31 protein-coding genes are annotated in these 24,123 nt (G+C 64.0%); 19 read left to right on the top strand and 12 right to left on the bottom strand.

Going from position 1 to position 24,123, the window contains the following annotated elements; genetic code table 11:
- Together SO139_RS18895 and SO139_RS18890 are read left to right on the top strand one after the other, a co-directional pair.
- Positions 1-1,820, top strand: a 1,820-nt coding sequence (locus tag SO139_RS18895) for a helicase-related protein (RefSeq protein ID WP_498540358.1), incomplete at its 5' end; no start/stop codon positions are given.
- A gap of 284 nt (positions 1,821-2,104) precedes the next feature.
- Positions 2,105-2,806 (top strand): hypothetical protein, encoded by a 702-nt coding sequence (locus SO139_RS18890; protein WP_449377869.1) that lies wholly within the window; start codon positions 2,105-2,107, stop codon positions 2,804-2,806.
- A 182-nt stretch (positions 2,807-2,988) separates the two neighbouring features.
- Here SO139_RS18890 and SO139_RS18885 read toward each other — a convergent pair whose 3' ends face one another.
- The gene (locus SO139_RS18885; RefSeq protein WP_449377868.1) at positions 2,989-3,375 is read right to left on the bottom strand and encodes a hypothetical protein; all 387 of its coding nucleotides are present in this window, start codon (positions 3,373-3,375) and stop codon (positions 2,989-2,991) included.
- A gap of 78 nt (positions 3,376-3,453) precedes the next feature.
- The gene (locus tag SO139_RS18880; protein WP_449377867.1) at positions 3,454-3,684 is read right to left on the bottom strand and encodes a hypothetical protein; all 231 of its coding nucleotides are present in this window, start codon (positions 3,682-3,684) and stop codon (positions 3,454-3,456) included.
- 300 nt (positions 3,685-3,984) lie between these two features.
- Between SO139_RS18880 and SO139_RS18875 the strand changes: the two genes are divergently transcribed.
- The 6 genes from SO139_RS18875 (at position 3,985) to SO139_RS18850 (ending at position 7,684) form a co-directional block, all read left to right on the top strand.
- Entirely contained in the window at positions 3,985-4,434 is a 450-nt protein-coding gene (locus SO139_RS18875; RefSeq protein ID WP_449377866.1) for a nuclear transport factor 2 family protein, read from the top strand.
- Positions 4,435-4,611: 177 nt separating this feature from the next.
- The gene (locus SO139_RS18870; protein WP_498540357.1) at positions 4,612-4,878 is read left to right on the top strand and encodes a hypothetical protein; all 267 of its coding nucleotides are present in this window, start codon (positions 4,612-4,614) and stop codon (positions 4,876-4,878) included.
- Positions 4,879-5,060: 182 nt separating this feature from the next.
- Positions 5,061-5,501: a nuclear transport factor 2 family protein gene (locus SO139_RS18865; protein ID WP_449377864.1), complete on the top strand. Its 441-nt coding sequence runs from the start codon at positions 5,061-5,063 to the stop codon at positions 5,499-5,501.
- Positions 5,502-5,793: 292 nt separating this feature from the next.
- A complete protein-coding gene (locus SO139_RS18860; RefSeq protein ID WP_474798399.1) occupies positions 5,794-6,690 on the top strand; it encodes a hypothetical protein in 897 nt (298 codons plus the stop codon).
- A 182-nt stretch (positions 6,691-6,872) separates the two neighbouring features.
- Positions 6,873-7,289: a hypothetical protein gene (locus tag SO139_RS18855; RefSeq protein ID WP_449377863.1), complete on the top strand. Its 417-nt coding sequence runs from the start codon at positions 6,873-6,875 to the stop codon at positions 7,287-7,289.
- Between the two features lie 257 nt (positions 7,290-7,546).
- Positions 7,547-7,684, top strand: a complete 138-nt coding sequence (locus SO139_RS18850; RefSeq protein ID WP_449377862.1) for a hypothetical protein — start codon at positions 7,547-7,549, stop codon at positions 7,682-7,684.
- 43 nt (positions 7,685-7,727) lie between these two features.
- Here SO139_RS18850 and SO139_RS18845 read toward each other — a convergent pair whose 3' ends face one another.
- The 3 genes from SO139_RS18845 to SO139_RS18835 all read right to left on the bottom strand — a co-directional run bounded on the left by SO139_RS18845 (position 7,728) and on the right by SO139_RS18835 (position 9,004).
- Complete coding sequence (locus tag SO139_RS18845) at positions 7,728-7,874, bottom strand: hypothetical protein (RefSeq protein ID WP_027523110.1); 147 nt, start codon at positions 7,872-7,874, stop codon at positions 7,728-7,730.
- Between the two features lie 195 nt (positions 7,875-8,069).
- Positions 8,070-8,552, bottom strand: a complete 483-nt coding sequence (locus SO139_RS18840; protein ID WP_449377861.1) for a MaoC family dehydratase — start codon at positions 8,550-8,552, stop codon at positions 8,070-8,072.
- A complete protein-coding gene (locus tag SO139_RS18835; RefSeq protein WP_254098346.1) occupies positions 8,552-9,004 on the bottom strand; it encodes a MaoC family dehydratase in 453 nt (150 codons plus the stop codon). The genes SO139_RS18840 and SO139_RS18835 overlap by 1 nt, the downstream gene beginning before the upstream one ends.
- 156 nt (positions 9,005-9,160) lie before the next feature.
- Here SO139_RS18835 and SO139_RS18830 point away from each other — a divergent pair, with 156 nt between their 5' ends.
- Positions 9,161-9,454 carry a DUF4282 domain-containing protein gene (locus SO139_RS18830; RefSeq protein ID WP_449377860.1) on the top strand — a complete coding sequence of 98 codons (294 nt, stop codon included), beginning with the start codon at positions 9,161-9,163 and terminating at the stop codon, positions 9,452-9,454.
- A 119-nt stretch (positions 9,455-9,573) separates the two neighbouring features.
- Here the strand turns inward: SO139_RS18830 and ychF are convergent, their stop codons facing one another.
- From ychF to SO139_RS18810, 4 genes are all read right to left on the bottom strand, one after another.
- A complete protein-coding gene (ychF, locus tag SO139_RS18825) occupies positions 9,574-10,671 on the bottom strand; it encodes a redox-regulated ATPase YchF (protein WP_449377859.1) in 1,098 nt (365 codons plus the stop codon).
- Between the two features lie 134 nt (positions 10,672-10,805).
- Positions 10,806-11,411, bottom strand: a complete 606-nt coding sequence (pth, locus tag SO139_RS18820; protein WP_449377858.1) for an aminoacyl-tRNA hydrolase — start codon at positions 11,409-11,411, stop codon at positions 10,806-10,808.
- 60 nt (positions 11,412-11,471) lie between these two features.
- Positions 11,472-12,197: a 50S ribosomal protein L25/general stress protein Ctc gene (locus tag SO139_RS18815; protein ID WP_449377857.1), complete on the bottom strand. Its 726-nt coding sequence runs from the start codon at positions 12,195-12,197 to the stop codon at positions 11,472-11,474.
- 237 nt (positions 12,198-12,434) lie between these two features.
- Positions 12,435-12,698, bottom strand: a complete 264-nt coding sequence (locus SO139_RS18810) for an accessory factor UbiK family protein (protein WP_449377856.1) — start codon at positions 12,696-12,698, stop codon at positions 12,435-12,437.
- A gap of 173 nt (positions 12,699-12,871) precedes the next feature.
- On the opposite strand from SO139_RS18810, the gene SO139_RS18805 reads away from it, so the two are divergent.
- The 8 genes from SO139_RS18805 (at position 12,872) to SO139_RS18770 (ending at position 20,710) form a co-directional block, all read left to right on the top strand.
- The gene (locus SO139_RS18805; RefSeq protein WP_449377855.1) at positions 12,872-13,603 is read left to right on the top strand and encodes a dienelactone hydrolase family protein; all 732 of its coding nucleotides are present in this window, start codon (positions 12,872-12,874) and stop codon (positions 13,601-13,603) included.
- A gap of 205 nt (positions 13,604-13,808) precedes the next feature.
- Entirely contained in the window at positions 13,809-14,651 is an 843-nt protein-coding gene (gene lgt, locus SO139_RS18800) for a prolipoprotein diacylglyceryl transferase (protein ID WP_449377854.1), read from the top strand.
- A 21-nt stretch (positions 14,652-14,672) separates the two neighbouring features.
- Positions 14,673-15,791 (top strand): class I SAM-dependent methyltransferase, encoded by a 1,119-nt coding sequence (locus tag SO139_RS18795; RefSeq protein WP_449377853.1) that lies wholly within the window; start codon positions 14,673-14,675, stop codon positions 15,789-15,791.
- A complete protein-coding gene (gene pgeF / locus SO139_RS18790) occupies positions 15,788-16,567 on the top strand; it encodes a peptidoglycan editing factor PgeF (RefSeq protein ID WP_449377852.1) in 780 nt (259 codons plus the stop codon). Before SO139_RS18795 ends, pgeF begins: the two co-directional genes overlap by 4 nt.
- 102 nt (positions 16,568-16,669) lie before the next feature.
- A complete protein-coding gene (locus SO139_RS18785) occupies positions 16,670-17,287 on the top strand; it encodes a hypothetical protein (protein WP_449377851.1) in 618 nt (205 codons plus the stop codon).
- Positions 17,288-17,478: 191 nt separating this feature from the next.
- Positions 17,479-18,432 carry a ribose-phosphate pyrophosphokinase gene (locus SO139_RS18780; protein ID WP_449377850.1) on the top strand — a complete coding sequence of 318 codons (954 nt, stop codon included), beginning with the start codon at positions 17,479-17,481 and terminating at the stop codon, positions 18,430-18,432.
- A 218-nt stretch (positions 18,433-18,650) separates the two neighbouring features.
- Positions 18,651-19,679: a putative zinc-binding metallopeptidase gene (locus SO139_RS18775; RefSeq protein WP_449377849.1), complete on the top strand. Its 1,029-nt coding sequence runs from the start codon at positions 18,651-18,653 to the stop codon at positions 19,677-19,679.
- Positions 19,676-20,710 (top strand): D-alanine--D-alanine ligase family protein, encoded by a 1,035-nt coding sequence (locus SO139_RS18770; protein WP_449377848.1) that lies wholly within the window; start codon positions 19,676-19,678, stop codon positions 20,708-20,710. Before SO139_RS18775 ends, SO139_RS18770 begins: the two co-directional genes overlap by 4 nt.
- On the opposite strand, the gene SO139_RS18765 is transcribed toward SO139_RS18770, so the two are convergent.
- Positions 20,711-21,796 carry a serine hydrolase domain-containing protein gene (locus SO139_RS18765; protein WP_449377847.1) on the bottom strand — a complete coding sequence of 362 codons (1,086 nt, stop codon included), beginning with the start codon at positions 21,794-21,796 and terminating at the stop codon, positions 20,711-20,713.
- Between the two features lie 96 nt (positions 21,797-21,892).
- On the opposite strand from SO139_RS18765, the gene SO139_RS18760 reads away from it, so the two are divergent.
- Together SO139_RS18760 and SO139_RS18755 are read left to right on the top strand one after the other, a co-directional pair.
- Positions 21,893-22,222 carry a PadR family transcriptional regulator gene (locus SO139_RS18760; RefSeq protein WP_449377846.1) on the top strand — a complete coding sequence of 110 codons (330 nt, stop codon included), beginning with the start codon at positions 21,893-21,895 and terminating at the stop codon, positions 22,220-22,222.
- Positions 22,219-22,791, top strand: coding sequence for a DUF1700 domain-containing protein (locus SO139_RS18755; RefSeq protein WP_449377845.1), 573 nt, complete (start codon positions 22,219-22,221; stop codon positions 22,789-22,791). Before SO139_RS18760 ends, SO139_RS18755 begins: the two co-directional genes overlap by 4 nt.
- On the opposite strand, the gene SO139_RS18750 is transcribed toward SO139_RS18755, so the two are convergent.
- Together SO139_RS18750 and SO139_RS18745 are read right to left on the bottom strand one after the other, a co-directional pair.
- Complete coding sequence (locus SO139_RS18750) at positions 22,766-23,254, bottom strand: SRPBCC family protein (protein ID WP_449377844.1); 489 nt, start codon at positions 23,252-23,254, stop codon at positions 22,766-22,768. The genes SO139_RS18755 and SO139_RS18750 overlap by 26 nt on opposite strands.
- Positions 23,214-24,113, bottom strand: coding sequence for an XdhC family protein (locus SO139_RS18745; protein ID WP_449377843.1), 900 nt, complete (start codon positions 24,111-24,113; stop codon positions 23,214-23,216). The genes SO139_RS18750 and SO139_RS18745 overlap by 41 nt, the downstream gene beginning before the upstream one ends.
- Between the last annotated feature and the right edge of the window lie 10 nt (positions 24,114-24,123).

Here is a 24,123-nt window from a genome sequence, read left to right as displayed (position 1 = left end):
GCACCCAGGCCGATTTCACCCGCGGCACCTTCCGTGTGCGCGGCGACGTCATCGACATCTTCCCGGCGCACTATGAGGACCGCGCCTGGCGCGTGAACCTGTTCGGTGACACGGTGGAGAATATCGAGGAGTTCGATCCACTCACCGGCCACAAGCAGGACGAGCTCGAATTCATCAAGATCTACGCCAACTCGCACTATGTGACGCCGCGCCCGACGCTGGTGCAGGCGATCAAGTCCATCAAGTTCGAATTGAAGCAGCGGCTCGATCAGCTCCACGACCAGGGACGCCTCCTGGAAGCGCAGCGGCTGGAGCAACGCACCACCTTCGACCTCGAGATGATGGAGGCGACGGGAAGCTGCGCCGGCATCGAGAACTATTCGCGCTATCTCACCGGACGCCGGCCCGGCGAGCCGCCACCGACGCTGTTCGAATACGTCCCCGACAACGCGCTGATCTTCGCCGACGAGAGCCACGTCACCATTCCGCAGATCGGCGCCATGTTCCGCGGCGACTTCCGCCGCAAGGCAACGCTCGCCGAATACGGCTTCCGCCTGCCCTCCTGCATGGACAACCGCCCCTTGCGGTTCGAGGAGTGGGACATGATGCGGCCGCAGACGGTCGCGGTGTCAGCGACGCCCAGCGGCTGGGAGCTCAACGAGAGCGGCGGCGTGTTCGTCGAGCAGGTGATCCGCCCCACCGGCCTGATCGATCCGCCCGTCGACATCCGCCCCGCCCGCACCCAGGTCGACGATCTCGTCGGCGAGGTCCGCGCCACCGCGCAGGCCGGCTATCGCTCGCTGATCACGGTGCTGACCAAGCGCATGGCCGAGGACCTCACCGAATATCTGCACGAGCAGGGCATTCGCGTGCGCTACATGCACTCCGATATCGACACCATCGAGCGCATCGAGATCATCCGCGATCTGCGGCTCGGCGCGTTCGATGCGCTGGTCGGCATCAACCTCTTGCGCGAGGGCCTCGACATTCCCGAATGCGCGCTGGTCGCGATCCTGGACGCCGACAAGGAAGGCTTTCTGCGCAGCGAGACCTCGCTGATCCAGACCATCGGCCGCGCCGCGCGCAATGTCGACGGCAAGGTGATCCTCTATGCCGACCAGATGACCGGTTCGATGGAGCGCGCGATCGCCGAGACCAACCGCCGCCGCGAGAAGCAGGTCGAGTACAACAACGCCAACGGCATCACGCCGGAGAGCGTGAAGAAGCAGATCGGCGACATCCTCAACTCCGTCTACGAGCGCGACCACGTGCTGGTGGAGGTCGGCGGCCATGACATGACCGACGACGTCATTTCCATCGGCCACAATTTCGAGGCCGTGCTCGCCGATCTCGAGACGCGCATGCGCGAGGCCGCTGCCGACCTGAACTTCGAGGAAGCTGCCCGCCTGCGCGACGAGGTCAAACGCCTGCGCGCCACCGAGCTCGCGGTGGTCGATGATCCGACCGCAAAACAACGCACCGTGCAGGGCAAGGCCGGTACGTACGCCGGCACGAAGAAATACGGCGACGCCGCCAACCTTCCCGTCAGCGCGATGAAGAAGAAGACCGTGGGCTCCGCGCTGAAAGCGAGCGGCGGAGCCAGTGGCGGCTCAAAGGTGCACAAGCCGCATCTCGACGAGATGCATGGTCCGGAGTCGCTGCCCTACCGCGCGAACCGCGCGCTGCCGGCAAAGCCGTTCGGCGGCGAAAGCCGGATCATCCAGCCAACCGACTCGCGGCAGTCGGGACCGGAGTTCGGCCCAGCGCCGAAGTCGACCGGCGGCGCGCCGGGACGACGGGGCGGGTGGAAGAAGCGGTAGAGCTACCCGCTCGCATTTCACCAACGGAGCAAGAACCGCGATGCATTCGGGGCTCGCCGCTTTGCGGCGCCCCGGAATGACGACGAGAGATTGCCGCCTCCCCGCACGCATTACCGTGCCAAGCCGATAACGGCACATATGTCCGCATTACGCGCAACAATTGCACACACGCTTGTGAAGCGGGAGTGTGAGCAGCCGGCCTGCCGGTGTGACCTACTTCACCAAAGGATTTCCGCGTTTCAATTACGAGTTGCTGGGGTGGAAATCTTACAGGAGCGATAGACATGGCAACGGCAGTGAAACGTGGTGCAATTCCGAGCCCGCGACACGAACTGGCAGCGGCGATGCCGCATGTGGCGCTGGCTCACGTCCCCGCGCATCACCTGTTCTTCCCCAAGAAGCTTTCGATCTGGCACAACGACCTCCATGGCGACTGCGTGACCGCGGAAGAGGCCTTCGCCAAGGCCTGCCACAAGCCGGAGATCTTCATCAGCGACGCCGAGGTGGAGAAATGGGCGAAGGCCCACGGCGTCTACGAGGGCGCGGTGCTCATCAACGTGCTGAAGGCGATGCAGAAGGAAGGCTTCAGCCAGAGCGACCACTCCTATGACGACGGCCACGCGAGCACGGTCGACTGGACCAACCCGGCGGTGCTGAAGAGCGCGCTGTATCACGGTCCGGTCAAGATTGGCGTCGCCGCCGACCAGCTCGAGACCACCTGCCGCGCGCACAACTTCAAGACTGGCTGGTTCGCCACCGGCTACACGGCCGACAATAACGAGGATCATTGCGTGAGCCTGTGCGGCTACGGCACCATGAGCTGGCTGGCACATCAGCTCGATACCTCGGTGCCATCAGGCATCGACGGTTCACAACCCGCCTACGCGATGTTCACCTGGGGCAGCATCGGCATTATCGACGTGCCGTCGATGGTGGCGATCACCCACGAAGCGTGGCTGCGGACGCCGACCACCGTCGTCGTCTGATTGAGCCACGGGCTCGCCCTACCTCTCCCGCTTGCGGGGGAGGTCGCGGCGCAAAGCGACGCGGGTGGGGGCTCTCTCCACTCAGGAAATCCCGATTGCGGAAAAACCCTCTCCCCCGCCCTCTCCCGCAAGCGGGAGATGGAGCGCACCTGCAACGCGGTCTGCATCCGATCTCATCGCGCTTACCCGACGCTCGCCACGACTACGGCCAGCACCGACAGCATCAGCACGATCGTCAGCAGTTGCAGCGAAGCGGTCGGCTGCGTCCGCCACTCGGCGATCTTGTCGGACAGCGACAATTGACCATCGAAGAACTTTGGCTCGTAGATCAGCTTGAACAGGCTCGGGAGCTTCGGCCCCAGCGACACCGCGAGCACCGCCTGGACCAGCGAGGCACCGATCACGAACATTGCGACGCCGGCGTCGCCGACGAGGTCCTTGTTGCCGGCGAGCTTGAGCATCAGCGCGGCGGTCGCAAAGGTCGGAAAGCTCTGCAAGATCGCGGTCAACGCCAGGCCTTCGAGCAGGTTTTGCAGGCGGGATTTCCGAGCGGCGGCAGTCACGGCCATGGCGCGTCTCCCTGATGACACGCGTATGACACTAGCCCTTGCCGGCGTCCCCTGATGTGAGCTGGGTCACGAGCTCCGCTACAGCTTGCCCTGCCCGTTCACCTGGCTCTGTTGCTGCTGCTTCTCCTGCTCCTTGGCATGATGCCGGCCGTAGAGGCAGCCGGCCGCGGCGCCGAGCACGCCGTGATGGCCCGCATAGTGACCGGCGACGCCACCGACAACGGCGCCCTTGATGCAGCCCTTGGCGTTGGCGGCCGGCGGCACGACGAGCGAGAGCGTGGCGGCGAGGATGAGAAGCGGGAATTTCATGGACTTGTGCCTCCGGGTTCGATGTCGCCTTTCCAACGAACGCAGCGGCGCCGGAGTTCCCTGAACCATCGGCATGGCACCAGGCGCCGCCCACCACGTCTGTCACGTCATCGCAGAGGCGCATCCCGCACCAGAAATCCTTGCAGGAAAATAGTCACACAATTTGCAATTGCATGTCACGAACCTGATATTGCGCCGCCGCGTCAAAACCCCTGTAATCCCCGGTGTTTTTGCGGATTGCTGGTGTTGGGCGCGCCGCGATAGTTTTGCTATGCGCGGGCCAACGAGGGCGGGCGGAGCATGACGGTTGAGAGTTTGAACAGGCAGCGCGTGCTGCATCTCCTCGAGACTTTTGCGCGCGGCGATCTCGATGCCGCACTGGCGTGCTGCACCGACGACGTCGACTTCCTCACCCACGTGCCGATTGACGTGCTGCCGCACATGGTGCCGCGGCACGGCAAGGCCGAGCTGCGAAAACTCTGGCAGACGGTGTGGTCGCGCTACTCCGAAATCCGCTACGAGGCGGCGCATGTCGTCTCCGACGGCGAAGAGGTCGCGACATACTTGCGCGCCTTCTTCAGGAAGCGCACCAACGAGCGCATCGTGCAGTTCGACATGGCCGTATTCTATCGCTTGCGCGACGGGCTCGTATCAGAGATCCGCGAGATCATCGATTCCTATGATCTGGTGCAGCAGGTGCTCGAGCGTGAGATCGCTCCGCTGATCGTGGGCGAGCGGATCGAGGGGTAGCGCGCTGTCTCCTCAAGGTCGTCCTCGCGAAAGCCGGCTTTCGCCAGGACGACATCGCATGTGCGGGCGCTTCGCTCACACTGCAGCGGGCAGGGCGGAACTCCCATTGAACCTCCCTTCTTTTTGCCCAGACCCATCTCGGGGCGTTGTGGACGCCGGCTAACTGAATGCGGGCCGATGAAAATCGCGTTGCTTGCCGTTTTGGGGTTGTTTCTGGGGTCGCTGGCCGGAGCCGCGCTCAGCATCGGGGCCGGACTCGCCTGGGTCGAAATCTTCAAGACCACGAATTTCGAGGGCTATAGCGGCATGCTGGTGTTCTTCACCTTCATGCCCCTGGGGGCCGGGATCGGCGGAATCGCCGGCGCCGTGCTGTTCGGCCTGCTTGCGATGCGCGATGACGCGATCGCGGTCGAGCGGGAACCCGTCGCCCGGACCGACCGGTAAATTACGGGGTTCTATTGTAAATTTCACAAAGCGCGTTCAATTGCGCATTGCAAAAACGTGAATTGCGTTTTCGCAAATCGCGCCTATTTGTTTGCCTACAAATGAATTCGGCAACCCCGCGGCGCCTACTGTGCATGGGGTTGTTTTCCGTTTTTTTGCAGCCAGTTTCAGGAACGACCCAAATGACAGAGCACAGTCTCTGGCGTTTCTCGCGCGCGTTGCATGGCGCGATCAACGACCGGCACTTTGAGGATCTGGAGACCCTGATCGACGAGGACGTCGACTGGGCGATCTACGGCCCGATCGACATGTTTCCCTTCCTCGGCGCCCGCCACGGCAAGGAGGCCGTGCTCGACGTCATACGTCAGATCGCGGACAATTTCCGCGTCCGCCGTTTCGACCGCGAGACCATCATGCTGGGCGTGGATTCCGCCTCGTCCATGCTGCGCTATTCGCTCACGGCGCTCGATTCCGACAAGCCGATCTCGCTGCGGGTGGCGCAGTTCGCGCAGTTCAAGGCCGGCAGGCTGCTCAGCATGCGCGTGCTGGTCGACACCTTCGATCTCGTCGAGCAGGCGCTCGGCCGTCCCATTCATCTGCCGAAGATGAGCCGGTTGGGGTGAGGGCACCAACGGGTCCCGTCTCTCCCGGGCCCGACGACGCGCGCGTGAGCGCCTGGCCACCAGCCCCGCTGGGTCGTTCCGCTAGTCGCCATGTCGCCGGGCGTGCGCTTTTGCGCGCGGCCCGTTGGTCTTCCCTTTGATGTGACGTTTCGCCCTCCCCTTGTCCTTCAAGCCTTGCCGCCACAATTTTGCGACGATATCTCCGCATCGTGGATGCGGAATGAATCGCATGATCGTGTCGGAAAACCCCGCACAGTTTTCCCGATCATGCGGTGGGCTTGCGGGCAGGACGATGGAATTCTCGACAGGGTTTGGCTGGACCAGGCTGCCGATGCTGGCGGCCGCGTTTATGTTGGCATCCATGACGGTGGTGCCGGCGCAGATCGTCCCGATGCAGCCCGACCAGGCCGCCGCCGCGGCCGAGGAAACGGCCGACGTCAACGATCCCGACGTGCTGAAAGGCATCGACGTCGACAAGCTCGACTGGAGCCAGCTCAACATCGACGCCGCCACGCTCAATGAGCTGATGGCGGCGAAGAAGCGCGCGCAGGCGGCCAATGGCGAGCCGAACTGGTCGAACGACCGGCGCGCCAACGGGACATCGGCGGTGACGGTGAAGCAATCGATCACCCCGTTCTGGAATACCCAGGTCGGCGCCGACATGACGGTGGCGCGCGAGCCCACCACGATGTCCGAGCTTCTGGCGGAGAAGGCCGCCAATGGCGGCAGCGTGCCGCAATCCTCCGGCAGCGCCTGGGCCACGGCGACCGCACCGGGCGCGGGCGCGATCTGGGACAAGACCGCCGTGGAAGCCCGCGTCGATCCCGGCGCCGAAAACAGCAGGCTCGGCGCCTCTCTCAGCAAATCGGTGCCGTTATCGGACGAGCATTCCCTGACGCTGCAGAACGGCTACAGCGTCAACCAGCAGGGCACGACGCCGATTCCGGGCATCGCCGGCCGCACCACCCGCAATTACGAGACCGACCAGTCCGCCAAGGTCACCTTCGGCGAGACCGGCACGAGCATCATCGCCGGCCAGACCATGTCGACATCAGACGACAAATGGCTGCGCAAGGTTGGCGCCGAACAGAAGTTGTTCGACAACGTCACCGTCTCCGGCTCCGTCGGCGAGACCGCGCAGGGCACCACGAACAAGAGCCTGACGGCTGGGTTCAAGAAGAGCTGGTGATGGCTTCGTCTCCCCGCCTGCGGAAGACGAAGCGCCGCCACGGCAAAGCCGCCGAATGGTCGATCCTTGCCGCATCTCGGCCCATATGCGGTCAAAATCAGACGCCCTGATGCGTCCCGCCTTACAGACGTCGTCGTGCGGGGGACACTCGCGCTGCGCCCAACGCGAACAGGGAAACAACGATGAACGCCATTCGTTCGGAAAAGATTGAATCAACTGAGACCGAGGTCACGGACAGCAACCTCGCCGCGGTCACTGAGGTCGAGGCCGGCATCCGCGACTTCGTGCGCAACGACATCGCCTATCTGCGCCGCCCGGCCGCGGGCAGCGAGCCGGCGCTCGATTCGTCGGCGGAAGCGACCGTCACCAACGTCAACTCGCTGATCCAGCGCGTCGCCGGCACTTCGCTCGCCGAGATCGAGAACCTGATCTCCGAGCTCGAGAGCCTGCGCGACCTGCTGCATGCCGAAGGCCAGCGCGTCCAGCGCGAGATCTCCGGCTACGCCCAGCTCAGCCAGGCCGCGATGAAGTCGACTCGCATGATCTCCGATAACGTCGCGCAGTGGAAACGCGCCGCCGACGGCTTGCGCAACAGCTGATCGCCGTAACGCAACGTTTGACCGCCGCGTCCCCCCGGGAGTGCGGCGGTTTTACTTCTGGAAGATGCATCCCAATTGCAGGCGTCATCACCCGCGAAAGCCTGCGCAGGGCATCACGACCACGAATGTGGCAAGCTTTGCAGCCACCACCTGCGAAATCTTGATTTGAACTTTCCACTGCCTTGCTGCGACCAAAGCCTAGCGCGGACCGCATTTGCCGGCCCCCTTAGCGGGGCTTAGCAGGGACAAAGTTTCAAATGGAAAGCATTCGGCCCGAAAACACGGACCCCATTCCGCTGCGCCCCGCGCCGACGCAGTTCGGCACGATCATGCTGCGCTTCGTCGGACTGCTGGTGGTCGCGATCGTGATCCTGGCGCTGGTCTACAGCCGATGAACGGCATCGCCTCGCGCCGGCGATGTGATGGGTTAATGAACGGTTAGCGGTCGGCCGCGACGGTCGAAGCTTCGAGCGTATAGCCGCCATCGGCATAGCCTCGCACCACCATGCCGGCAATCAGCATCACTGCGAGCGTTGCGGTGGCGAAGATGAATCCGACCAGCTTGAGTGCGCCGCGGTCTGCCATGGTCCTCGTCCCCTGTCCTCTATCCCGTTGGTTCAAATAGACAGCGACAGGTTCACAATTGGTTAGCAAATCAATGGTTCCGCGAAATGCTTCGCGACGAACCGCATGCGAGGCTTATGGCAGTGGGCGCCAATCCCGTCCATAGCGCGCGGGCAACACTTGCAGCGCATTTTGGTCGTTCAGAATGGAACTGGTCTAACCGACCTGCCCGCGCATCGGCACGAAGGCCGTCGTGGCGATCGCATACACCTGTTCGCCGCGCTGGTTGGTACCGGTCGTGATGCCTTGCAGGATGCCCCAGCCGGGGCGCGAGGCGGAGACGCGCTTGTCGGTAACTTCGCTGACGAAGCTCACGGTATCGCCGGCGAGCACCGGCTTGATCCAGCGCAGGTCACGAAAGCCTGGTGACGGGCCCCACACCGCAATCTTCTCGCCGCGTGCGGCAGCTTCCTTCGCAAGGCGCTGGCCGTCGGCGACGAGCAGGCTCATGCAGGCGGAGCCAACATGCCAGCCGGACGCAGCAAGCCCGCCGAACAGCGAGTTCTTGCCCTCTTCCTCGTCGAGGTGGAAACGCTGCGGATCGAATTTCGCGGCGAATGTCTTGATGGCTTCCGCGGTGAAGGTGTACGAGCCGATCTCGCGGCGCAGGCCGATCGATATGTCTTCGAAGAACCGCATCACTTAAGCCCTTCGCGCCGCTTGATCAGGATCGGCGAGGTCATTTCACATAATGCTTCGCCTCTTGCGTTGCGCGCGGTGCATTTGAACTTGACGATGCCGAGCTCGGGCCGGCTCTTCGAGGCCCGCGCCTCCACGACGTCGACATCGAGGGTCAGTTCGTCGCCCGGGCGCAACGGCGAGAGCCAGCGTACCTCGTCAACGCCGGGCGAGCCGAGCGAGGCCGCGCGGGTGATGAAGCCGTCGGCCATCATCCGCATCATCAGCGAGCACAGATGCCAGCCCGAGCCGGACAGGCCCTTGAGCATGCTTTTGCTGGCAGCCTCCTCGTCGAGGTGCATCGGCTGCGGATCGAACTCGGCGGCAAAGGCCAAGATCTCGTCGCGGCTGACATGGCGCGGGCCGAACGTACCGAAACGGCCGGTGGGAAAGTCTTCGAAGGTCAGGGTCATCTTGGTGAGATCAGCAGGGATGACAGATTGTGGCCGCACTTTGCGGCAATCTCAACCCGCCCGCCCGCATGGCTCGTGCTACATTCGATGCGGCAGGGCTTGCCTGCCTTGAGTCGGATCGACGCGGGTCAGGTCCGATTTGCCGGGGGAGAGAGAATGTTCACGTTCAGCGACCTGTTTCAGTGGGACCGCTTCATCACGCCGACCATCATCAAGACCTTTTACTGGCTGGTGATCGCGCTGATCTGCCTGTTTGGCATCTCCGGCATCTTCTCAGGGCTCGCAGCAATGGCGATCAGCCCGTTCGGCGGATTTCTGGTGGTGCTCTCGTCGATTGCGAGCGTCATCGTCGGCATCGTGTTCTCGCGCATCGTCGCGGAGTTCATCCTGATCGTCTTCCGCATCAACGAGCATCTCGGCGCCATCCGCGAGCAGGGCGGGGTGCGGTGAGGACGGAATCGCAGGGTGGGCAAAGCCAAGCGTGCCCACCTCTTCTGCCGCATTCCCGGAGAGATGGTGGGCACGGCGCGCAGGCCGCGCGCCTTTGCCTACGCAAGCGCGATCTTCGTCTACGTATTAAACCTGAAATGCATCACGTCGCCGTCGGCGACGGTGTAGTCCTTGCCTTCGAGGCGCAGCTTGCCGGCATCGCGGGCGCCGGCTTCGCCATTGAGCGCGACGTAGTCGTCATAGGCGATGGTCTCGGCGCGGATGAAACCCTTCTCGAAATCGGTGTGGATGACACCGGCCGCCGCCGGCGCCTTGGTGCCGCGATGGATGGTCCAGGCGCGCGCTTCCTTCGGCCCCACCGTGAAATAGGTAATGAGGTCGAGCAGGGTGTAGCCGGCACGGATCAGGCGATCGAGGCCGGCTTCTTCGAGACCCAGCGTCTCCAGGAAGTCGACGCGCTCTTCGCGCGATAGCGTCGCGATCTCGGATTCGATCTTGGCGGAGATGACGACGGCGACGGCGCCCTCCTTCGCAGCCTGCTCCTCGACTGCCTTGGAGAAGGCGTTGCCGGTGGCGGCCGAGCCTTCCTCGACGTTGCAGACATAGAGCACGGGCTTCGACGACAAGAGGCCGAGCATCGAAAAGGCGCGCTCTTCCTCGGCCTTGCGCTCGACAAGGCGCGCCGGCTTGCCGTCGCGCAGCAGCACCAGCGTGCGGTTGACGAGGTCGAGCTGCTCCTTGGCGTCCTTGTCGTTGCCCTTGGCCTTCTTGGTGAGGTTGTCGACGCGCTTCTCGAGGCTGTCGAGATCGGCGAGCATCAGCTCGGTCTCGATGGTCTCGATGTCGGCAAGCGGGGCGATCTTGCCCTCGACATGGGTGATGTCGGAATCTTCAAAGCAGCGCACGACATGCGCGATCGCATCGACCTCGCGGATATTGGCCAAAAACTGGTTGCCGAGGCCTTCGCCCTTGGAAGCGCCGCGCACCAGGCCGGCAATATCGACGAAGGTCAGACGCGTCGGGATGATTTGCGCGGATTTCGCGATCGCCGACAGCTTGTCGAGCCGCGGATCCGGCACAGCGACCTCGCCGACGTTCGGCTCGATGGTGCAGAACGGATAGTTCGCCGCCTGCGCCGCCGCCGTCTCCGTCAGCGCATTGAACAAGGTCGACTTGCCGACATTGGGCAACCCGACAATCCCGCATTTGAATCCCATCGTGTCCTCTAACGCAGTGCGTAGGGTGGGTTAGCGAAGCGTAACCCACCAACTCTTGTAGCCGTGGCATGGTGGGTTACGCCTTCTGCCGTTGCTCGTTGAAGCTTGGGCCAACGTGGCCGGGCTAACCCACCCTACTCTTTGCTATTGTCGTCCTTGGTCAAGAATCCCTTCGCCTGCATGGCGAGATGCACCTTGTTGGCGAATGTCGCGTCCGCGCCTTTGGCGAGCAGGGCGGCGTGCTCGGCAACGGCGTCGCACAGCGTCGTCACCCATTCGTCGTCGGCCTTGGCGAAGTCAGCCAGCACATAACTGTGGACCATCGCCTTGACGCCGGGATGACCGATGCCAAGCCGCACCCGGCGATACTCGTTGCCGATATGCGCCGAGATCGAGCGCAGACCATTATGGCCAGCGATGCCGCCGCCGATCTTCACCCGCACCTTGCCCGGCGGCAGCTCGAGCTCGTCCTGGAACACGGTGACGTCCCCGTGCGCGATCTTGAAGAAGCTCGAGGCTTCCTGCACGGCGCGGCCCGACTCGTTCATGTAGGTCGTTGGCTTGAGCAGCATGACACGCTCAGTCCCGAGCGTGCCTTCGGAGGTCTCGCCCTGAAATCTGCGGCGCCATGGTGCAAAACCATGACGCCGCGCGATCTCGTCGACGGCCATGAAGCCGATATTGTGCCGGTTGCGTGCGTATCTCGCGCCGGGATTGCCGAGCCCAACAAAGAGTCGCATGACGCGGCGCGCCCCTCGCCTGGCGCGCGGTGAGAAGCCGCGCGCCAGCTCTCCAAAAGATTACTTCTTCTTGTCGCCGCCAGCGGGAGCCTTCGCAGCCGCTGCCGGGGCAGCACCCGCTGCCGGAGCCGCCGCACCAGCCGCCGGAGCCGCTGCAGGCGCAGCACCCGGAGCCGCAGCACCGGCCGCAGCCGCAGCCGCCGCCTTCTGCTCTTCGGCGTAGCCGGACGGCGGCACGATGGTGACGAGAGTCGCGTCCTCGCGGGTCAGCGCCTTGACACCGGTCGGCAGCTTGATGTCCGACAGATGGAGCGAGTGACCGATTTCGAGCGTGCCGACGTCTGCCTCGACGTACTGCGGAATGTTCTCGACACCGCACTCAAGCTCGATCGCGTGCGCGACGATGTTGACGGTACCGCCGCGCTTCACGCCGGGCGAGCCTTCGGCCTTCACGACATGCAGCGGCACGCTGATGCGGATGGTGGCGCCTTCGCCGAGACGCATGAAGTCGACATGGATCGGGAAGTCCTTGACCGGGTCGAGGTGGAAGTCGCGCGGAATCACGCGATGCTTCTTACCTTCGAGGTCAATGTCGACAAGCGTGGTGAGGAACCGGCCGGCGAGGATGCGCTGGCGCAGTTCGCGATCGTCAACCGAGATCGGGAGCGGGGGCTGGTTGTTACCATAGATCACTCCGGGCACTCTCCCGGCGCGACGCTCTGCCCGGGCGGCCCCCTTGCCGCTCTTCGGACGTGCGGTCGCCTTCAATTCCTTGACGGTCGCCATAACGTTAAGTCCTTGTTTTTGCAAAAGTTAATGGGCCGCAACGCGGCCCATGGCTGTCGCCGCAGCAAGCCTCCAGGGGTGCGGGGGCTGCGGACGTGGTGGGCTTTTAGCCGGAAGCTGCGGAAATGACAAGGAGAATGGGCATCCGAGTACACTGTCATTCCGGGGCGCTCGCGACAGCGAGCGAACCCGGAATCTCGAGGTTCCGGGTTCGGTCCTGCCCCGGAACGAAGCCAGTTAAGACGCCGGCGTTCCGCCGAGCTTGGCCTCCAGCGCCGCGATCCGGGTTTTCAGGGCCTCATTCTCCTCGCGGGCGAGGCGCGCCATGTCCTTGACCGCCTCGAACTCCTCGCGCTTCACGAGGTCCATGTCGCGCAGGAATTTCTCGGCCTGGGTGCGCATGACCGTGTCGAACTCGCGCTTGACGCCCTGGGCGGCACCGGCGGCGTCATTCATGAGACGTCCGATCTCGTCGAAAAACCGGTTGGTGGTCTGGGTCATGGCGATCTCCGGATATCCTTGCGCGAACTGAACTCGGAAAGACAATGGCAATCCGGGCACGGCCGATCAAGGGCCCGCAGGCACATCTGACGCGTCCTTGTCATGCCCTGGTTTCCTTGCAATCGTACTGATTGGCTGGGCATAACAAGACTCAGAAAGCAAAGCGCGAGACCATGATCGACCAGCAGATCGAGATCCCGACCAAGGACGGCTCGACCACCACCTTCATCACCCATCCCGAGCGCGGCGGCCCGTTTCCCGTCATCATCTTCTACATGGATGCGCCGGCGATCCGCGAGGAGCTGCGCGACATGGCGCGCAGGCTCGGTACGTCCGGCTACTACGTGATGCTGCCGAATCTCTATTACCGCTCTGGCGTGATGGAAATCGGGCCGGTGCCGCCGGATCCGAATGCGCCGGAACGCAAGCGCATGTACGAGCTGATGAACTCGATCAACATCCCCGCGATCATGGACGACACGCGCGCGCTGCTCGCCTATGCCGAAGGCCAGGCAGCCGCCAACACCAAGCTGGTCGGCACCGTCGGCTATTGCATGAGCGGCCGCTACGCCATCAACGCCGCCACGCATTTTGCCGATCGTGTAAAGGCTGCCGCCTCGATCTATGGCACGCATCTGGCGACGGACGAATCCAACAGCCCGCATCTCGCGGCGAGCAAGACCAAGGCCGAGCTCTATTTCGCCTGCGCCGAGACCGACATCTACGCACCGCAGGAGATCATCGACAAGGTGAAGGCGGCCGTGGAAGGCGCGAAGGCAGAGGTCGAGATCTATCCGGGCACCCATCACGGCTTCGCCTTCCCCAAGCGTCCGGTCTATCACCGCGACGCCGCCGAGCGACACTGGGAGCGTCTGCTGGCGCTCTATCGCCGCAATCTCGAGTGAACGGAATGGATCGGTGCGGCCACGATCTCTCTTCACCTCTCCCGCTTGCGGGAGAGGTCGGCGCACCGCGCCGGGTGAGAGCTCTATCCTCGCTGGGAATCTTTCGGCGGAAGCACCCTCTCCCCCACCCTCCCCGCGAGCGGGGGAGGGAGCGCACCTCCGTCTCCGTTACATACCGACCTTCACCTTCTAGAACCAAGGCGCGATGCCGCTTCTTCTGATCAACTTCCCCTCCTTCGATCCGATCGCGATTGCGATCGGGCCGTTCGCCATCCGCTGGTATGCGCTCGCCTATATCGGCGGGATCGTGATCGGCTGGCTCTACGCACGCTCACTCCTGAAAAAGGAGAAACTCTGGGCTGGACCCGCTCCGATCTCACTGGTCCAGCTCGACGATTTCATTCTCTGGGTGACACTCGGCATCATCCTGGGCGGCCGCACCGGCTATGTGCTGTTCTACAACCTGCCTTTCTTCATCGAGCACCCCTCGGCGATCCTCAAATTGTGGGAAGGCGGCATGTCCTTCCATGGCGGCTTCCTAGGCTGCGTCGTCGCGGTGATGTGGTTTGCGCGCCGGAACGGCATCTCGATCCTGTCGCTCGGCGACATCACGACCGCCGTGGGGCCGATCGGCCTGTTCCTGGGGCGGCTCGCCAATTTCATCAATGGCGAGCTGTGGGGCCGCGCTGCCGATCCCAGCCTGCCCTGGGCGATGATCTTTCCGACCGGCGGCAACATCCCGCGCCATCCGAGCCAGCTCTATGAAGCCGGCATGGAAGGCATTCTGCTGTTCACCGTGCTCGCGGTGATGATCCGTCTCGGCGCCTTGAAACGGCCGGGGATGATCCTCGGCAGCTTCGTCCTGATCTACGGCCTCACCCGAATTATCGGCGAGCATTTTCGCGAGCCGGACGCACAGCTCGGATTTTTGTGGGGCGGGTTAACCATGGGCATGCTGTTGTCGATCCCCATGCTTATCGTCGGCGCCATCCTTATTGTATTTGCAGTGCGGCGCGGTACGCCCAAACCGCTTCAAGCCATTCGTTAATTCATTTCGAGAACACAGGCTGTGACCGACTCGCCGCTGCTGAACGAGATCAAGGCGCTGATCAAATCCTCCGGCCCGATGCCGGTGTGGAGGTACATGGAGCTGTGCCTGATGCACCCGCTTCACGGCTACTACATCTCGCGCGATCCGCTCGGGCGTGAAGGCGACTTCACCACCGCGCCGGAAGTCAGCCAGATGTTCGGCGAGCTTCTGGGGTTATGGACGGCGTCGGTGTGGAAGCAGATGGGCTCGCCGCAACTGTTGCGGCTGATCGAGCTCGGGCCCGGCCGCGGCACCATGATGGCGGACGCGCTGCGCGCGCTCCGGGTGCTGCCGCCGCTCTACCAGGCGCTCCAGGTCCACATGGTCGACGTCAATCCCGTGCTGCGCGAGCGGCAGAAGGCGACGCTGTCGAGCGTGCGCAACATCACGTGGCACGACAGGATCGACGACGTGCCCGAAGGCCCTTCGATCATCCTCGCCAACGAATATTTCGACGTGCTGCCGATCCACCAGATGGTGAAGCGCGAAAGCGGCTGGCACGAGCGCGTCGTCGATGTCGATGCGAGCGGCAAGCTTCAGTTCGGCGCCGCCGCTGATCCGACCCCGCGCTTCGACGTGCTGCTACCGCCGTTGGTGCGGGCAGCGCCCGTCGGCGCGGTGTTCGAATGGCGGCCGGATGCCGAGATCATGAAGCTCGCGAGCCGCGTGCGCGACCAGGACGGCGCGGCGCTGATTGTCGACTACGGCCACCTGCGCAGCGATGCCGGCGACACCTTTCAGGCGATCGCGCGCCACACCTTTGCCGATCCCCTGAAGGCGCCGGGCCAGGCCGACGTCACCGCCCATGTCGACTTCCAGGCGCTGTCGCGCGCCGCCGAGGACGTCGGCGCCCGTGTCCATGGCCCGGTGACGCAGGGCGAGTTCTTGAAGCGCCTCGGCGTCGACACTCGTGCGGCGGCACTGATGCAAAAGGCGACGCCAGACGTCTCCGCCGACATCGCCGCAGCGCTGAAGCGACTGACCGATACCGGCCGCGGCGGCATGGGCTCGATGTTCAAGGTGCTCGCCATCTCCGAGCCGCGGCTCACCTCGCTCGCGGCCTTCGACCCTGTTGAGGAAGGCGACGACGCATCATGACGCTTGGCACGACCCTTGGCTCCTCGCTGCTCTCGGCCGTGCCCGGCCTGCGCCATGCCTTCTTCACCCGCGAGGGCGGCGTCTCCAGCGGCATCTATGCCGCGCTCAACGGCGGCCTCGGCTCCAATGACGATCCGGCCCTTGTTGCGGAGAACCGCCGCCGCATGGCCGAGCATGTCGGCGTTCGGCCTGAACGTTTCATCAGCCTGCACCAGATCCACTCGCCCGACGTGCTCGTCGCCGATGGCGCCTGGCCGAGCGGTCCGCGGCCGAAAGGCGATGCGATGGTTACGCGCACGCCCGGCCTCGCGCTCGGCGTCTCCACAGCGGATTGCGGGCCGGTGCTCTTCGTCGATCCGAACGCGCGGGTGATCGGCGGCGCACATGCCGGCTGGAAGGGCGCACTGACGGGCGTGCTGGAGTCCACGATCTCGGCGATGGAAAAGCTCGGTGCCGAGCGCGGCCGCATCATCGCTGCGATCGGGCCCCTGATCCGCCAGGAGAGCTATGAAGTCGGCAACGAGTTCGTCGCGCGCTTCATCGAGACAGACGCGGACAACGCGGTATTCTTCATTCCCTCGGTGCGCGAAGGCCACGCGATGTTCGATCTCGCAGGCTTCATCCGGATGCGGCTGGAGGCCGCCGGCATCCTGATGATCGACGATCTCGGCCTCGACACCTATGCCGACGAGCGGTTCTTCAGCTATCGCCGCTCGGTGCATCGCAAGGAGCCGGACTACGGCCGCCACATCCACGCGATCGCGCTCGAAGCGTGAACACAACGGCAACATGTGCTTCACCAGCCCCGGAATGGCGGTGACCTGTGGCTCCCTCGCCCTAGACGTTAATGCATTTTAACGATATCGCTGCCCTCCATAATGTGGGAAGCGTCATCATTATTGCGCCGCGCGGGCACGCGCGCGCTGGCGGCCATGCTGCTGGCGGCATCGTGTGCGCTTGGTGGCTGTGCCGGCGGCGGGGCGGCGAGCAACTCCTATGCGATGGCGCCGCCGAGTGGCGGCAGCGGGACAACGGTGGCCTTCGAATCCATCGACGGGCCGCCGCCGCAGGTGTTCGACCGCATGGTCGGCGTGCTCGACAGCGAATCGAAGCTGCGCAGCCTGACGGTGGTCTCGCGCGAAGGCACGTCTGCCTACCGTGTGCGCAGCTATCTCTCGGCTCAGGTCGTCCGCGGCAAAACCATGATCGCCTGGGTCTGGGACGTCTATGATGCCAGCCAGCAGCGGGCGCTGCGCCTGTCCGGTGAGGAACCTGGCGGCAAGGCCGGCCGCGACCCCTGGTCGGCCGCCGACGACATGGTCCTGCGGAAGATCGCGCAGGCTGGATTCAGCGGACTTTCCAACATGATCAACGGGACCCCGTCTGATGCGCCGACGACCGCCCCGGACCTGCGGGGCCCCGCGGTGGCAAGCATGTCGCCGACCTCAGAGAACGCCGAGATGCCTGCCGCGGCGCTTGGCTATGCTGACCGATAACCAGCGCTAAACCCTCATCCCAACTACCGGCCAAAGCGTTGGCCGGACTCAGGATTTTCGACGGGATATCGTAGCATCCCGGGTTGCCAGTGCGGCCTTGGGCCTGATATTTGCTCGCCCGTCGAAACCGTGCTCCATGGGTATCCGAGATGTTGAACGTCGTGTCCAGCAAGGCGCGGGAGGAAGCGATCATGTCGGCCAAAAACGGCTCAATCAAGCTGGTTGCCGGCAACTCCAATCCGGCGCTCGCGCAAGCGATCGCGCAAGGTCTGGACCTGCCGCTGACGAAAGCGGTGGTACGACGCTTCGCCGACATGGAGATCTTCGTCGAGATCCAGGAGAACGTCCGCGGCTCGGACGCCTTCATCATCCAATCGACCTCGTTCCCCGCGAACGACCATCTGATGGAACTCCTGATCATCACCGACGCGCTGCGCCGGTCGTCGGCGCGCCGCATCACCGCGGTGCTGCCCTATTTCGGCTACGCGCGGCAGGACCGTAAATCGGGTTCGCGCACGCCGATCTCGGCCAAGCTGGTCGCGAACCTGATCACCCAAGCCGGCGTCGACCGCGTCATGACGCTCGATCTGCATGCCGGTCAGATCCAGGGCTTCTTCGACATCCCGACCGACAATCTCTATGCGGCGCCGCTAATGGTGCGCGACATCAAGGAGAAGTTCGACCTCTCCAAGGTGATGGTGATCTCCCCCGACGTCGGCGGCGTGGCGCGCGCGCGTGGGCTTGCCAAGCGCATCAACACTCCGCTCGCGATCGTCGACAAGCGCCGCGAGCGTCCCGGTGAATCCGAGGTCATGAACGTGATCGGCGACGTCGCCGGCTACACCTGCATCCTGGTCGACGACATCGTCGATTCCGGCGGCACGCTGGTGAACGCGGCCGATGCGCTGATCGCCAAGGGCGCCAAGGACGTCTACGCCTATATCACCCACGGCGTCCTCTCCGGCGGCGCGGCCGCCCGCATCGCCTCCTCGAAGCTGAAAGAGCTGGTGATCACCGACTCGATTCTGCCGACGGATGCGGTGATCAAGTCTCCGAACATCCGCACGCTGCCGATCGCCAGCCTGATTTCGGATGCGATCGCGCGCACCGCAGCGGAAGAATCGGTGTCGAGCCTGTTCGACTGATTTTCGCTACACGGCGTCGTAGGGTGCGCAAAGGCGCGAAGCGCCGTGCCCACCTTTTCTTTTGCGATGCAAGCGATGGGCACGCTTCGCTTTTGCCCACCCTACGATCTACAGTCTGGGACTGACGCAGCTGCCGCACGCCTGGAAGATTGGTTGTTGCGCGCAGCGGCCCGTGACATCATCCAGATACCGAGTCATCGCTGCCTTCTGGATGCCTGATGCCACGCCGGAAATTTGCTTGGGAAAAGCTGTCGGATGAGCAGTTGCTTCAGCAACGCCTGAGCAGTTTGAGGGTGACGGTCGAAGGCACCTGGCTTGAGGATTGTGTCGGCACGCTTCACGAGGAACTCGACGAGCGGGGCATCCGGCTGCGGCCACACGCATGGATATCGAGCGAATGGTTTAGCCCGGCAGATGTGCCAGGCATCGCCGTCCCGTTCTATCTCGCACATCCCCGGCTGATGAAGCTCGAGAAGAAAATGATGTTCGACGTCGAGGGCGGAACCTGGCGCGAATGCATGGCCATCCTTCGACACGAGGCCGGCCATGCCGTGCAGCACGGCTACCAGCTGCAGCGGCGCCGGCGTTGGCAGCAGCTGTTCGGCCCCTCATCGAAACACTACCCGCGCTACTACCGACCCAATCCGGCCAGCCGGCGTTACGTCCAGCATCTTAGGCTCTGGTACGCGCAGAGCCATCCGGACGAGGATTTCGCCGAAACTTTTGCGGTGTGGCTGCGGCCGCGTTCGAACTGGCGGACGCGATATGCCGGTTGGCCGGCGTTGAAGAAGCTCGAATATGTCGACGAGCTGATGGCCGAGATCGCGGGACAGCGACCGGCAATCACAACGCGGCAGCGCATCGATCCACTGAGTCGACTCAGCGAGACGCTGGAGGACCACTACAAGAAGAAGCAGGCGTTCTACGCCTTCACGCCGCCGAAGACCTACGACCGTGACCTCCGAAGGCTCTTTTCCGCCGACCCACGGCATCAATCGTCAAAGCCGGCTTCGGTACTGATCAGGCGGCATCGCGCAAAAATCAGGCAATTGGTCGCGCGATGGACGGGCGAGAACCAGCTTACGCTCGACGCAGTGCTTGACGACATGATTTCCCGCTGCCGCGAGCTCGATCTGCGTGCGGTTGGCGCTGAACAGAAGCTCATTCTCGACTTCACCGTGCTCGTCACCGCCAAGACCATGCACGCCCTGTTCGGCCCATCACGACGCAAATGGATCGCGCTATGAGACGCCTCCGTATTCTCGTGCTCATGCATCCGGACTTCATGCCGCCGGAAACCACAGACGGATACACGGCGCAGGAAATCAATGCGTGGAAAACTGAATACGACGTCGTGAGCACGCTGCGCGCGGCCGGCCATGATGTTCGCCCGCTCGGTGCGCAGGAGGAAATCAAGCCAGTGCGCGTGGCGATCGAGGACTTCAAGCCGCACGTGGTCTTCACGTTGCTGGAAGAATTCCATTCCAACGTCGCATATGACCAGCACATCGCAAGCTATCTCGAGCTGATGAAGGTCGCCTATACCGGCTGCAACCCTCGCGGCCTGATCCTGGCGCGCGGCAAGGACCTTTCCAAGACGCTGGTGCATCATCGCCGGATCGCGGTGCCGGCCTTCGCCGTTTTCCCGATGCGCCGCAAGGTCAAACGGCCAGCTCGTCTCGCGCTGCCGCTGATCGTCAAGAGCCTGAACCTCGATGGATCCTTCGGCATCTCTCAGGCATCGATCGTCGATACCGACGAGAAGCTCGCCGAGCGGGTAGCGTTCATCCACGATCGGAGCGAGACCGCCGCCATCGCCGAGCAGTTCATCGAGGGACGGGAGCTCTACGTCGGCGTGCTTGGCAACAACCGCTTGCGCGTTCTACCGGTTTGGGAATTGAAATTCGGCAGCATGGGCGGTCACAGGTCGCGGCACATCGCTACCGAAAAGGCCAAGCACGATCCAGATTATCAGGAGCGCGTCGGAATCGTCGACGGGCCAGCGAAAGACCTGGCGCCCGACGTCACCGCACGCATTCAACGAGCTGCGAAACGCGTCTATCGGGCGCTCGGACTCGATGGATACGCGCGCATCGATTTTCGTCTCTCGGCCGACGGCACCCCGTATTTCATCGAAGCAAACCCAAATCCCGAAATCGCGAAGAGCCAGGAGTTCGCCACGGCAGCTCAGCACGACGGGCTCAAATATCCGGACCTCCTGCAGCGCATCCTGACCCTCGGCATCAGCCGGGCGAAGGCCGGCGTGTCCCTCGGGTGATCAGGTGAAGCCCGGCAACACGACGTCGCTCAAGAGTGCAACCAGCACGGCGGCCTGCTCCTGGCCTGATCGCTTGTAATTTCCGCAGTGGATCACCACAGCGAGATCGCATGCCGGGATGACATACAGATACTGGCCGCCCCAGCCGATACCGCCGAACCAGTGCAACGGTCGCGCGGTGGCGAAATCGCCCATGTACCACTGATAGCCATAGTCGCGGCCAACCCTGGTCTGAACAACAGGCGTGGTCACGCGCTTCACCCAATCCGCCGCAACCACGGACTTTCCATTCCAGCTGCCGTTCGCCAGCATGAGTTGACCGATCTTGACGAGATCGCGTGGCAACAGACGCGCCCCTGACGCAGCACGCGGTTCGCCGTCGCGGCCAACGCTCCAGTCGGACGGGCCAAAGCCCAACGGATCGAACAGGACGCGACGGCAATAGGCCGGCAAGGCTTCGCCGGTCCCCTTGGCGATGAGCCGGCCGAGCAACGCCGTGGCACCGCCGCAATAGGTCCACTTCACGCCCGGCTCGCCGACGATCGGCCGCTCGAGGACGAACCGATAGCGATCCGCCGCGGCTTCCATCGCCATCTCGCTGTTGCGCGGATCGCCATAGGGAATGGTGAGTTCATCCCACTCGAAGCCCAGCGTCATCGACAGCACATGATGGATCGTGATCCTGTCGCGGCCGGGCTGTGCGGCAAGATCGGCAAATTCCGGAAACTGCGCGTAGAGCTTCGCCTCCGGCGGCGGCACCTTGCCTTCGGCGAGCGCGAGGCCGTAGGCGAGACCGACGATGCTCTTCGAGACCGAGCGCAGATCGTGCGGCACATCCGGTGCAAAAGTGATATGGCCGAGCGCTCGGTCCCAGGCCTCATCCTCGCCCTGACCGTAATGCTCGAACACGAGCTTGCCGCCTTGGCTCACCAGAAACGCGTGCAAACCGGGCAACTTTCCGGCCCGCTCCAGTCCGGAGAGGCGCTCGGCAGCATCGAACGATGCGGCAATGGCAGGCATGGCCCGTGGCAGAGCCACGCTCGCGCCAAGACCAGCCAGCAGATGGCGGCGATTGAGATGGGTCACGGGTTCATTCTCCGGAATGGGGTATACACAGGTACCTTGCAATACATAGTACCTTGCTATATAAGCTTCTTTGAAAGCGGTGTAGTCAAGGAGGAAATGGCCGACTCGACGAATCAGGTTCAGCTCAAGAAGGGTGCGCTGGAGCTCTGCGTGCTCGCTCTACTCGCGCGCGGCGAGAGCTATGCCTATGAGATCGCGAGCATGCTGTCGGCCGGCGTAGGCATGGGCGAAGGAACGATCTATCCGCTGATGCGGCGGATGCAGGATGACGGGCTGGTCGACACCCGCCTCGAGGAATCCAGCAGCGGGCCGCCGCGCAAATACTACCGCCTGACGGCCGCCGGCCGCGCCGCCTTCACCGCGCAGAAGCGGGAATGGCGCAGCTTTTCGGACGCCGTGGACCGGCTGCTCGGAGACGCCAAATGAACCGCGCCGATTTCCTGCACATCCTCGGCGACGGGCTCGCAGGGCTCCCCCGTGCCGAGATCGACGACATCCTCGCCGACTACGCCGCCCATTTCGAGGAGGCGCGCGCCTCCGGCCGGGTCGAGCACGAGGTCGCCTCCGCGCTCGGCGATCCCCGGCGGCTGGCGCGCGAGCTCCGCGCCGAGACGGGGCTTCGCCGGTGGGAGAACCATCATTCCTTGCGCAACTCGACAGCCGCGCTGTTCGCGCTTGGCGGCCTCGCCGTGGTCGATATCCTGCTGTTGCTCCCGTTGCTGCTCGCCGTGCTGCTGATCCTGCTCGTGATCGCTTTCGTGATGTTCGTGCTCGGGATCGTCGGCATCGGATTGCTGATTAGCGTCTACAAGCATTTGGGCGACGGACAGGTCGTCAACCTGATCCTGCGCGGGCTTGCCGGCGTCGCGCTGGTCACGACCGGCGTGGGCTTCGCTTCCTTGCTGGCGCTAGGGCTCAATGCCGCCGTCAGATGGCTCGGCGGCTACGCGCGCCTGCATTATCGGCTGCTCAAGCCTGAGCAGCCCATCGCGTGAGTGAGGTGTCTGCGCCAGCCTTCGCGCCGACGACCTCGGCAAATGACGCGAAGAATTCGCCGGCGAGCTTGGTCGCGGTGGAGTTGATCAGCCGCGCCCCAAGTTGGGCGAGCTTGCCGCCGATCTGGGCGTCGACATCATAGTGGAGCACGGTGCTCTCGGCGCCGTCTGATTCCAGCCGCACCACGGCGCCGCCTTTGGCGAAGCCGGCGACGCCGCCAGAGCCTTCACCCGAAATGCGATAACTGTTCGGTGGCCGAAGATCGGAGAGCGTCACCTTGCCGCCGAAGGTTGCCTTCACCGGGCCGACCCTGAAGACGACGGTCGCTGTCATCTCGTTTGGACCGGTCACCTCCAGCGACTGACAGCCGGGGATGCACTGCTTCAGCAGATCGGGATCGTTGAGCGCCGCCCAGACCTTGTCACGGGATGCGGGAATGCGCTGGCTGTCGTTCATCTGCATGGTCGGTCCTCTCCTTGTCCGTGAGCGAGGTGGCGGCGCGCTGGCCGCGGCGGCGCGCTTGCGTGATCTCGGCGAGGATCGACATCGCGATCTCCTCCGGCGTGATGGCGCCGAGATCGAGTCCGGCCGGCGCCTTTACGCGATCGATCGCGGCGGCGTCGACGCCTTCCGCGATCAGTTTTGCGCGCAGCGCCGCCATCTTGCGGCGGCTGCCGACGAAGGCATGATAGGCGGCCTCCGTTGCGACCGCGGCGCGCAGCGCGACCTCGTCGCCTTTGCCTTGCGTCGAGACCACGACGAAGCGTTTTGCCTCGGTCAATTCGCCCACGCTGTAACCGTCGATGAGCGTGTCCACGTCGGGTTGCGACGACAGGTCGGCCGATGGCGCCGCCAGCGTGACGTGAAAGCCGAGCATGCGCGCTTGCGCCGCGAGCGACAGCGCCACCGGGCTCGCGCCGAGAATGACGAGCGAGGGATGCGGCAGCACCGGCTCGACGAATATGTCCATGGTGCCCTTGCTCGGGCACATATTGCTGGCAAAGCGGATGCCGTCGCGGCTCTCGCCCGAGCTGACGCCAAGCTCGGCGAGCAGATTCTCCGGCAGCACCGAGACCATGCGCGGCACGCCGTCGGCGAGTGCCTCGCGCGCTGCTTTCAGCACCGCGCCCCGGGCGCAGCCACCGCCGATCCAGCCCGCGACGATACGGCCATCGGCCGCAATGATCGCCTTCGCGCCGGCTTTGGCTGCCGTGACAGACACGGTGCGCACCACAGTCGCAAGCACGAAGGCATGCTCGGCGGCTTTCATCTGCGCGACGAGATCCAGCACTTCGACATTCGCTGTCGCGTTGCTGATCATTTGGTCGCCT

The organism is Bradyrhizobium sp. UFLA05-89 (assembly GCF_059803475.1).
Note: the sequence above shows the minus strand (reverse complement) of the source record. Positions and strands in the feature narration are given on the sequence as shown.

Bases quoted from the DNA above. Each gene is read 5' to 3' on its own strand.
- SO139_RS18880 (WP_449377867.1), bottom strand. From the start codon at position 3,684: ATGAAATTCCCGCTTCTCATCCTCGCCGCCACGCTCTCGCTCGTCGTG.
- SO139_RS18860 (WP_474798399.1), top strand. From the start codon at position 5,794: ATGGAATTCTCGACAGGGTTTGGCTGGACCAGGCTGCCGATGCTGGCG.
- SO139_RS18750 (WP_449377844.1), bottom strand. From the start codon at position 23,254: ATGCAGATGAACGACAGCCAGCGCATTCCCGCATCCCGTGACAAGGTC.
- SO139_RS18855 (WP_449377863.1), top strand. From the start codon at position 6,873: ATGAACGCCATTCGTTCGGAAAAGATTGAATCAACTGAGACCGAGGTC.
- SO139_RS18835 (WP_254098346.1), bottom strand. From the start codon at position 9,004: ATGACCCTGACCTTCGAAGACTTTCCCACCGGCCGTTTCGGTACGTTC.
- SO139_RS18885 (WP_449377868.1), bottom strand. From the start codon at position 3,375: ATGGCCGTGACTGCCGCCGCTCGGAAATCCCGCCTGCAAAACCTGCTC.
- SO139_RS18815 (WP_449377857.1), bottom strand. From the start codon at position 12,197: ATGGCGACCGTCAAGGAATTGAAGGCGACCGCACGTCCGAAGAGCGGC.
- SO139_RS18805 (WP_449377855.1), top strand. From the start codon at position 12,872: ATGATCGACCAGCAGATCGAGATCCCGACCAAGGACGGCTCGACCACC.
- ychF (WP_449377859.1), bottom strand. From the start codon at position 10,671: ATGGGATTCAAATGCGGGATTGTCGGGTTGCCCAATGTCGGCAAGTCG.
- SO139_RS18840 (WP_449377861.1), bottom strand. From the start codon at position 8,552: ATGCGGTTCTTCGAAGACATATCGATCGGCCTGCGCCGCGAGATCGGC.
- SO139_RS18780 (WP_449377850.1), top strand. From the start codon at position 17,479: ATGTCGGCCAAAAACGGCTCAATCAAGCTGGTTGCCGGCAACTCCAAT.
- SO139_RS18865 (WP_449377864.1), top strand. From the start codon at position 5,061: ATGACAGAGCACAGTCTCTGGCGTTTCTCGCGCGCGTTGCATGGCGCG.
- SO139_RS18890 (WP_449377869.1), top strand. From the start codon at position 2,105: ATGGCAACGGCAGTGAAACGTGGTGCAATTCCGAGCCCGCGACACGAA.
- SO139_RS18770 (WP_449377848.1), top strand. From the start codon at position 19,676: ATGAGACGCCTCCGTATTCTCGTGCTCATGCATCCGGACTTCATGCCG.
- SO139_RS18775 (WP_449377849.1), top strand. From the start codon at position 18,651: ATGCCACGCCGGAAATTTGCTTGGGAAAAGCTGTCGGATGAGCAGTTG.
- SO139_RS18845 (WP_027523110.1), bottom strand. From the start codon at position 7,874: ATGGCAGACCGCGGCGCACTCAAGCTGGTCGGATTCATCTTCGCCACC.
- SO139_RS18760 (WP_449377846.1), top strand. From the start codon at position 21,893: ATGGCCGACTCGACGAATCAGGTTCAGCTCAAGAAGGGTGCGCTGGAG.
- lgt (WP_449377854.1), top strand. From the start codon at position 13,809: ATGCCGCTTCTTCTGATCAACTTCCCCTCCTTCGATCCGATCGCGATT.
- SO139_RS18850 (WP_449377862.1), top strand. From the start codon at position 7,547: ATGGAAAGCATTCGGCCCGAAAACACGGACCCCATTCCGCTGCGCCCC.
- SO139_RS18830 (WP_449377860.1), top strand. From the start codon at position 9,161: ATGTTCACGTTCAGCGACCTGTTTCAGTGGGACCGCTTCATCACGCCG.
- pgeF (WP_449377852.1), top strand. From the start codon at position 15,788: ATGACGCTTGGCACGACCCTTGGCTCCTCGCTGCTCTCGGCCGTGCCC.
- SO139_RS18755 (WP_449377845.1), top strand. From the start codon at position 22,219: ATGAACCGCGCCGATTTCCTGCACATCCTCGGCGACGGGCTCGCAGGG.
- SO139_RS18785 (WP_449377851.1), top strand. From the start codon at position 16,670: ATGTGGGAAGCGTCATCATTATTGCGCCGCGCGGGCACGCGCGCGCTG.
- SO139_RS18810 (WP_449377856.1), bottom strand. From the start codon at position 12,698: ATGACCCAGACCACCAACCGGTTTTTCGACGAGATCGGACGTCTCATG.
- pth (WP_449377858.1), bottom strand. From the start codon at position 11,411: ATGCGACTCTTTGTTGGGCTCGGCAATCCCGGCGCGAGATACGCACGC.
- SO139_RS18875 (WP_449377866.1), top strand. From the start codon at position 3,985: ATGACGGTTGAGAGTTTGAACAGGCAGCGCGTGCTGCATCTCCTCGAG.
- SO139_RS18870 (WP_498540357.1), top strand. From the start codon at position 4,612: ATGAAAATCGCGTTGCTTGCCGTTTTGGGGTTGTTTCTGGGGTCGCTG.
- SO139_RS18745 (WP_449377843.1), bottom strand. From the start codon at position 24,113: ATGATCAGCAACGCGACAGCGAATGTCGAAGTGCTGGATCTCGTCGCG.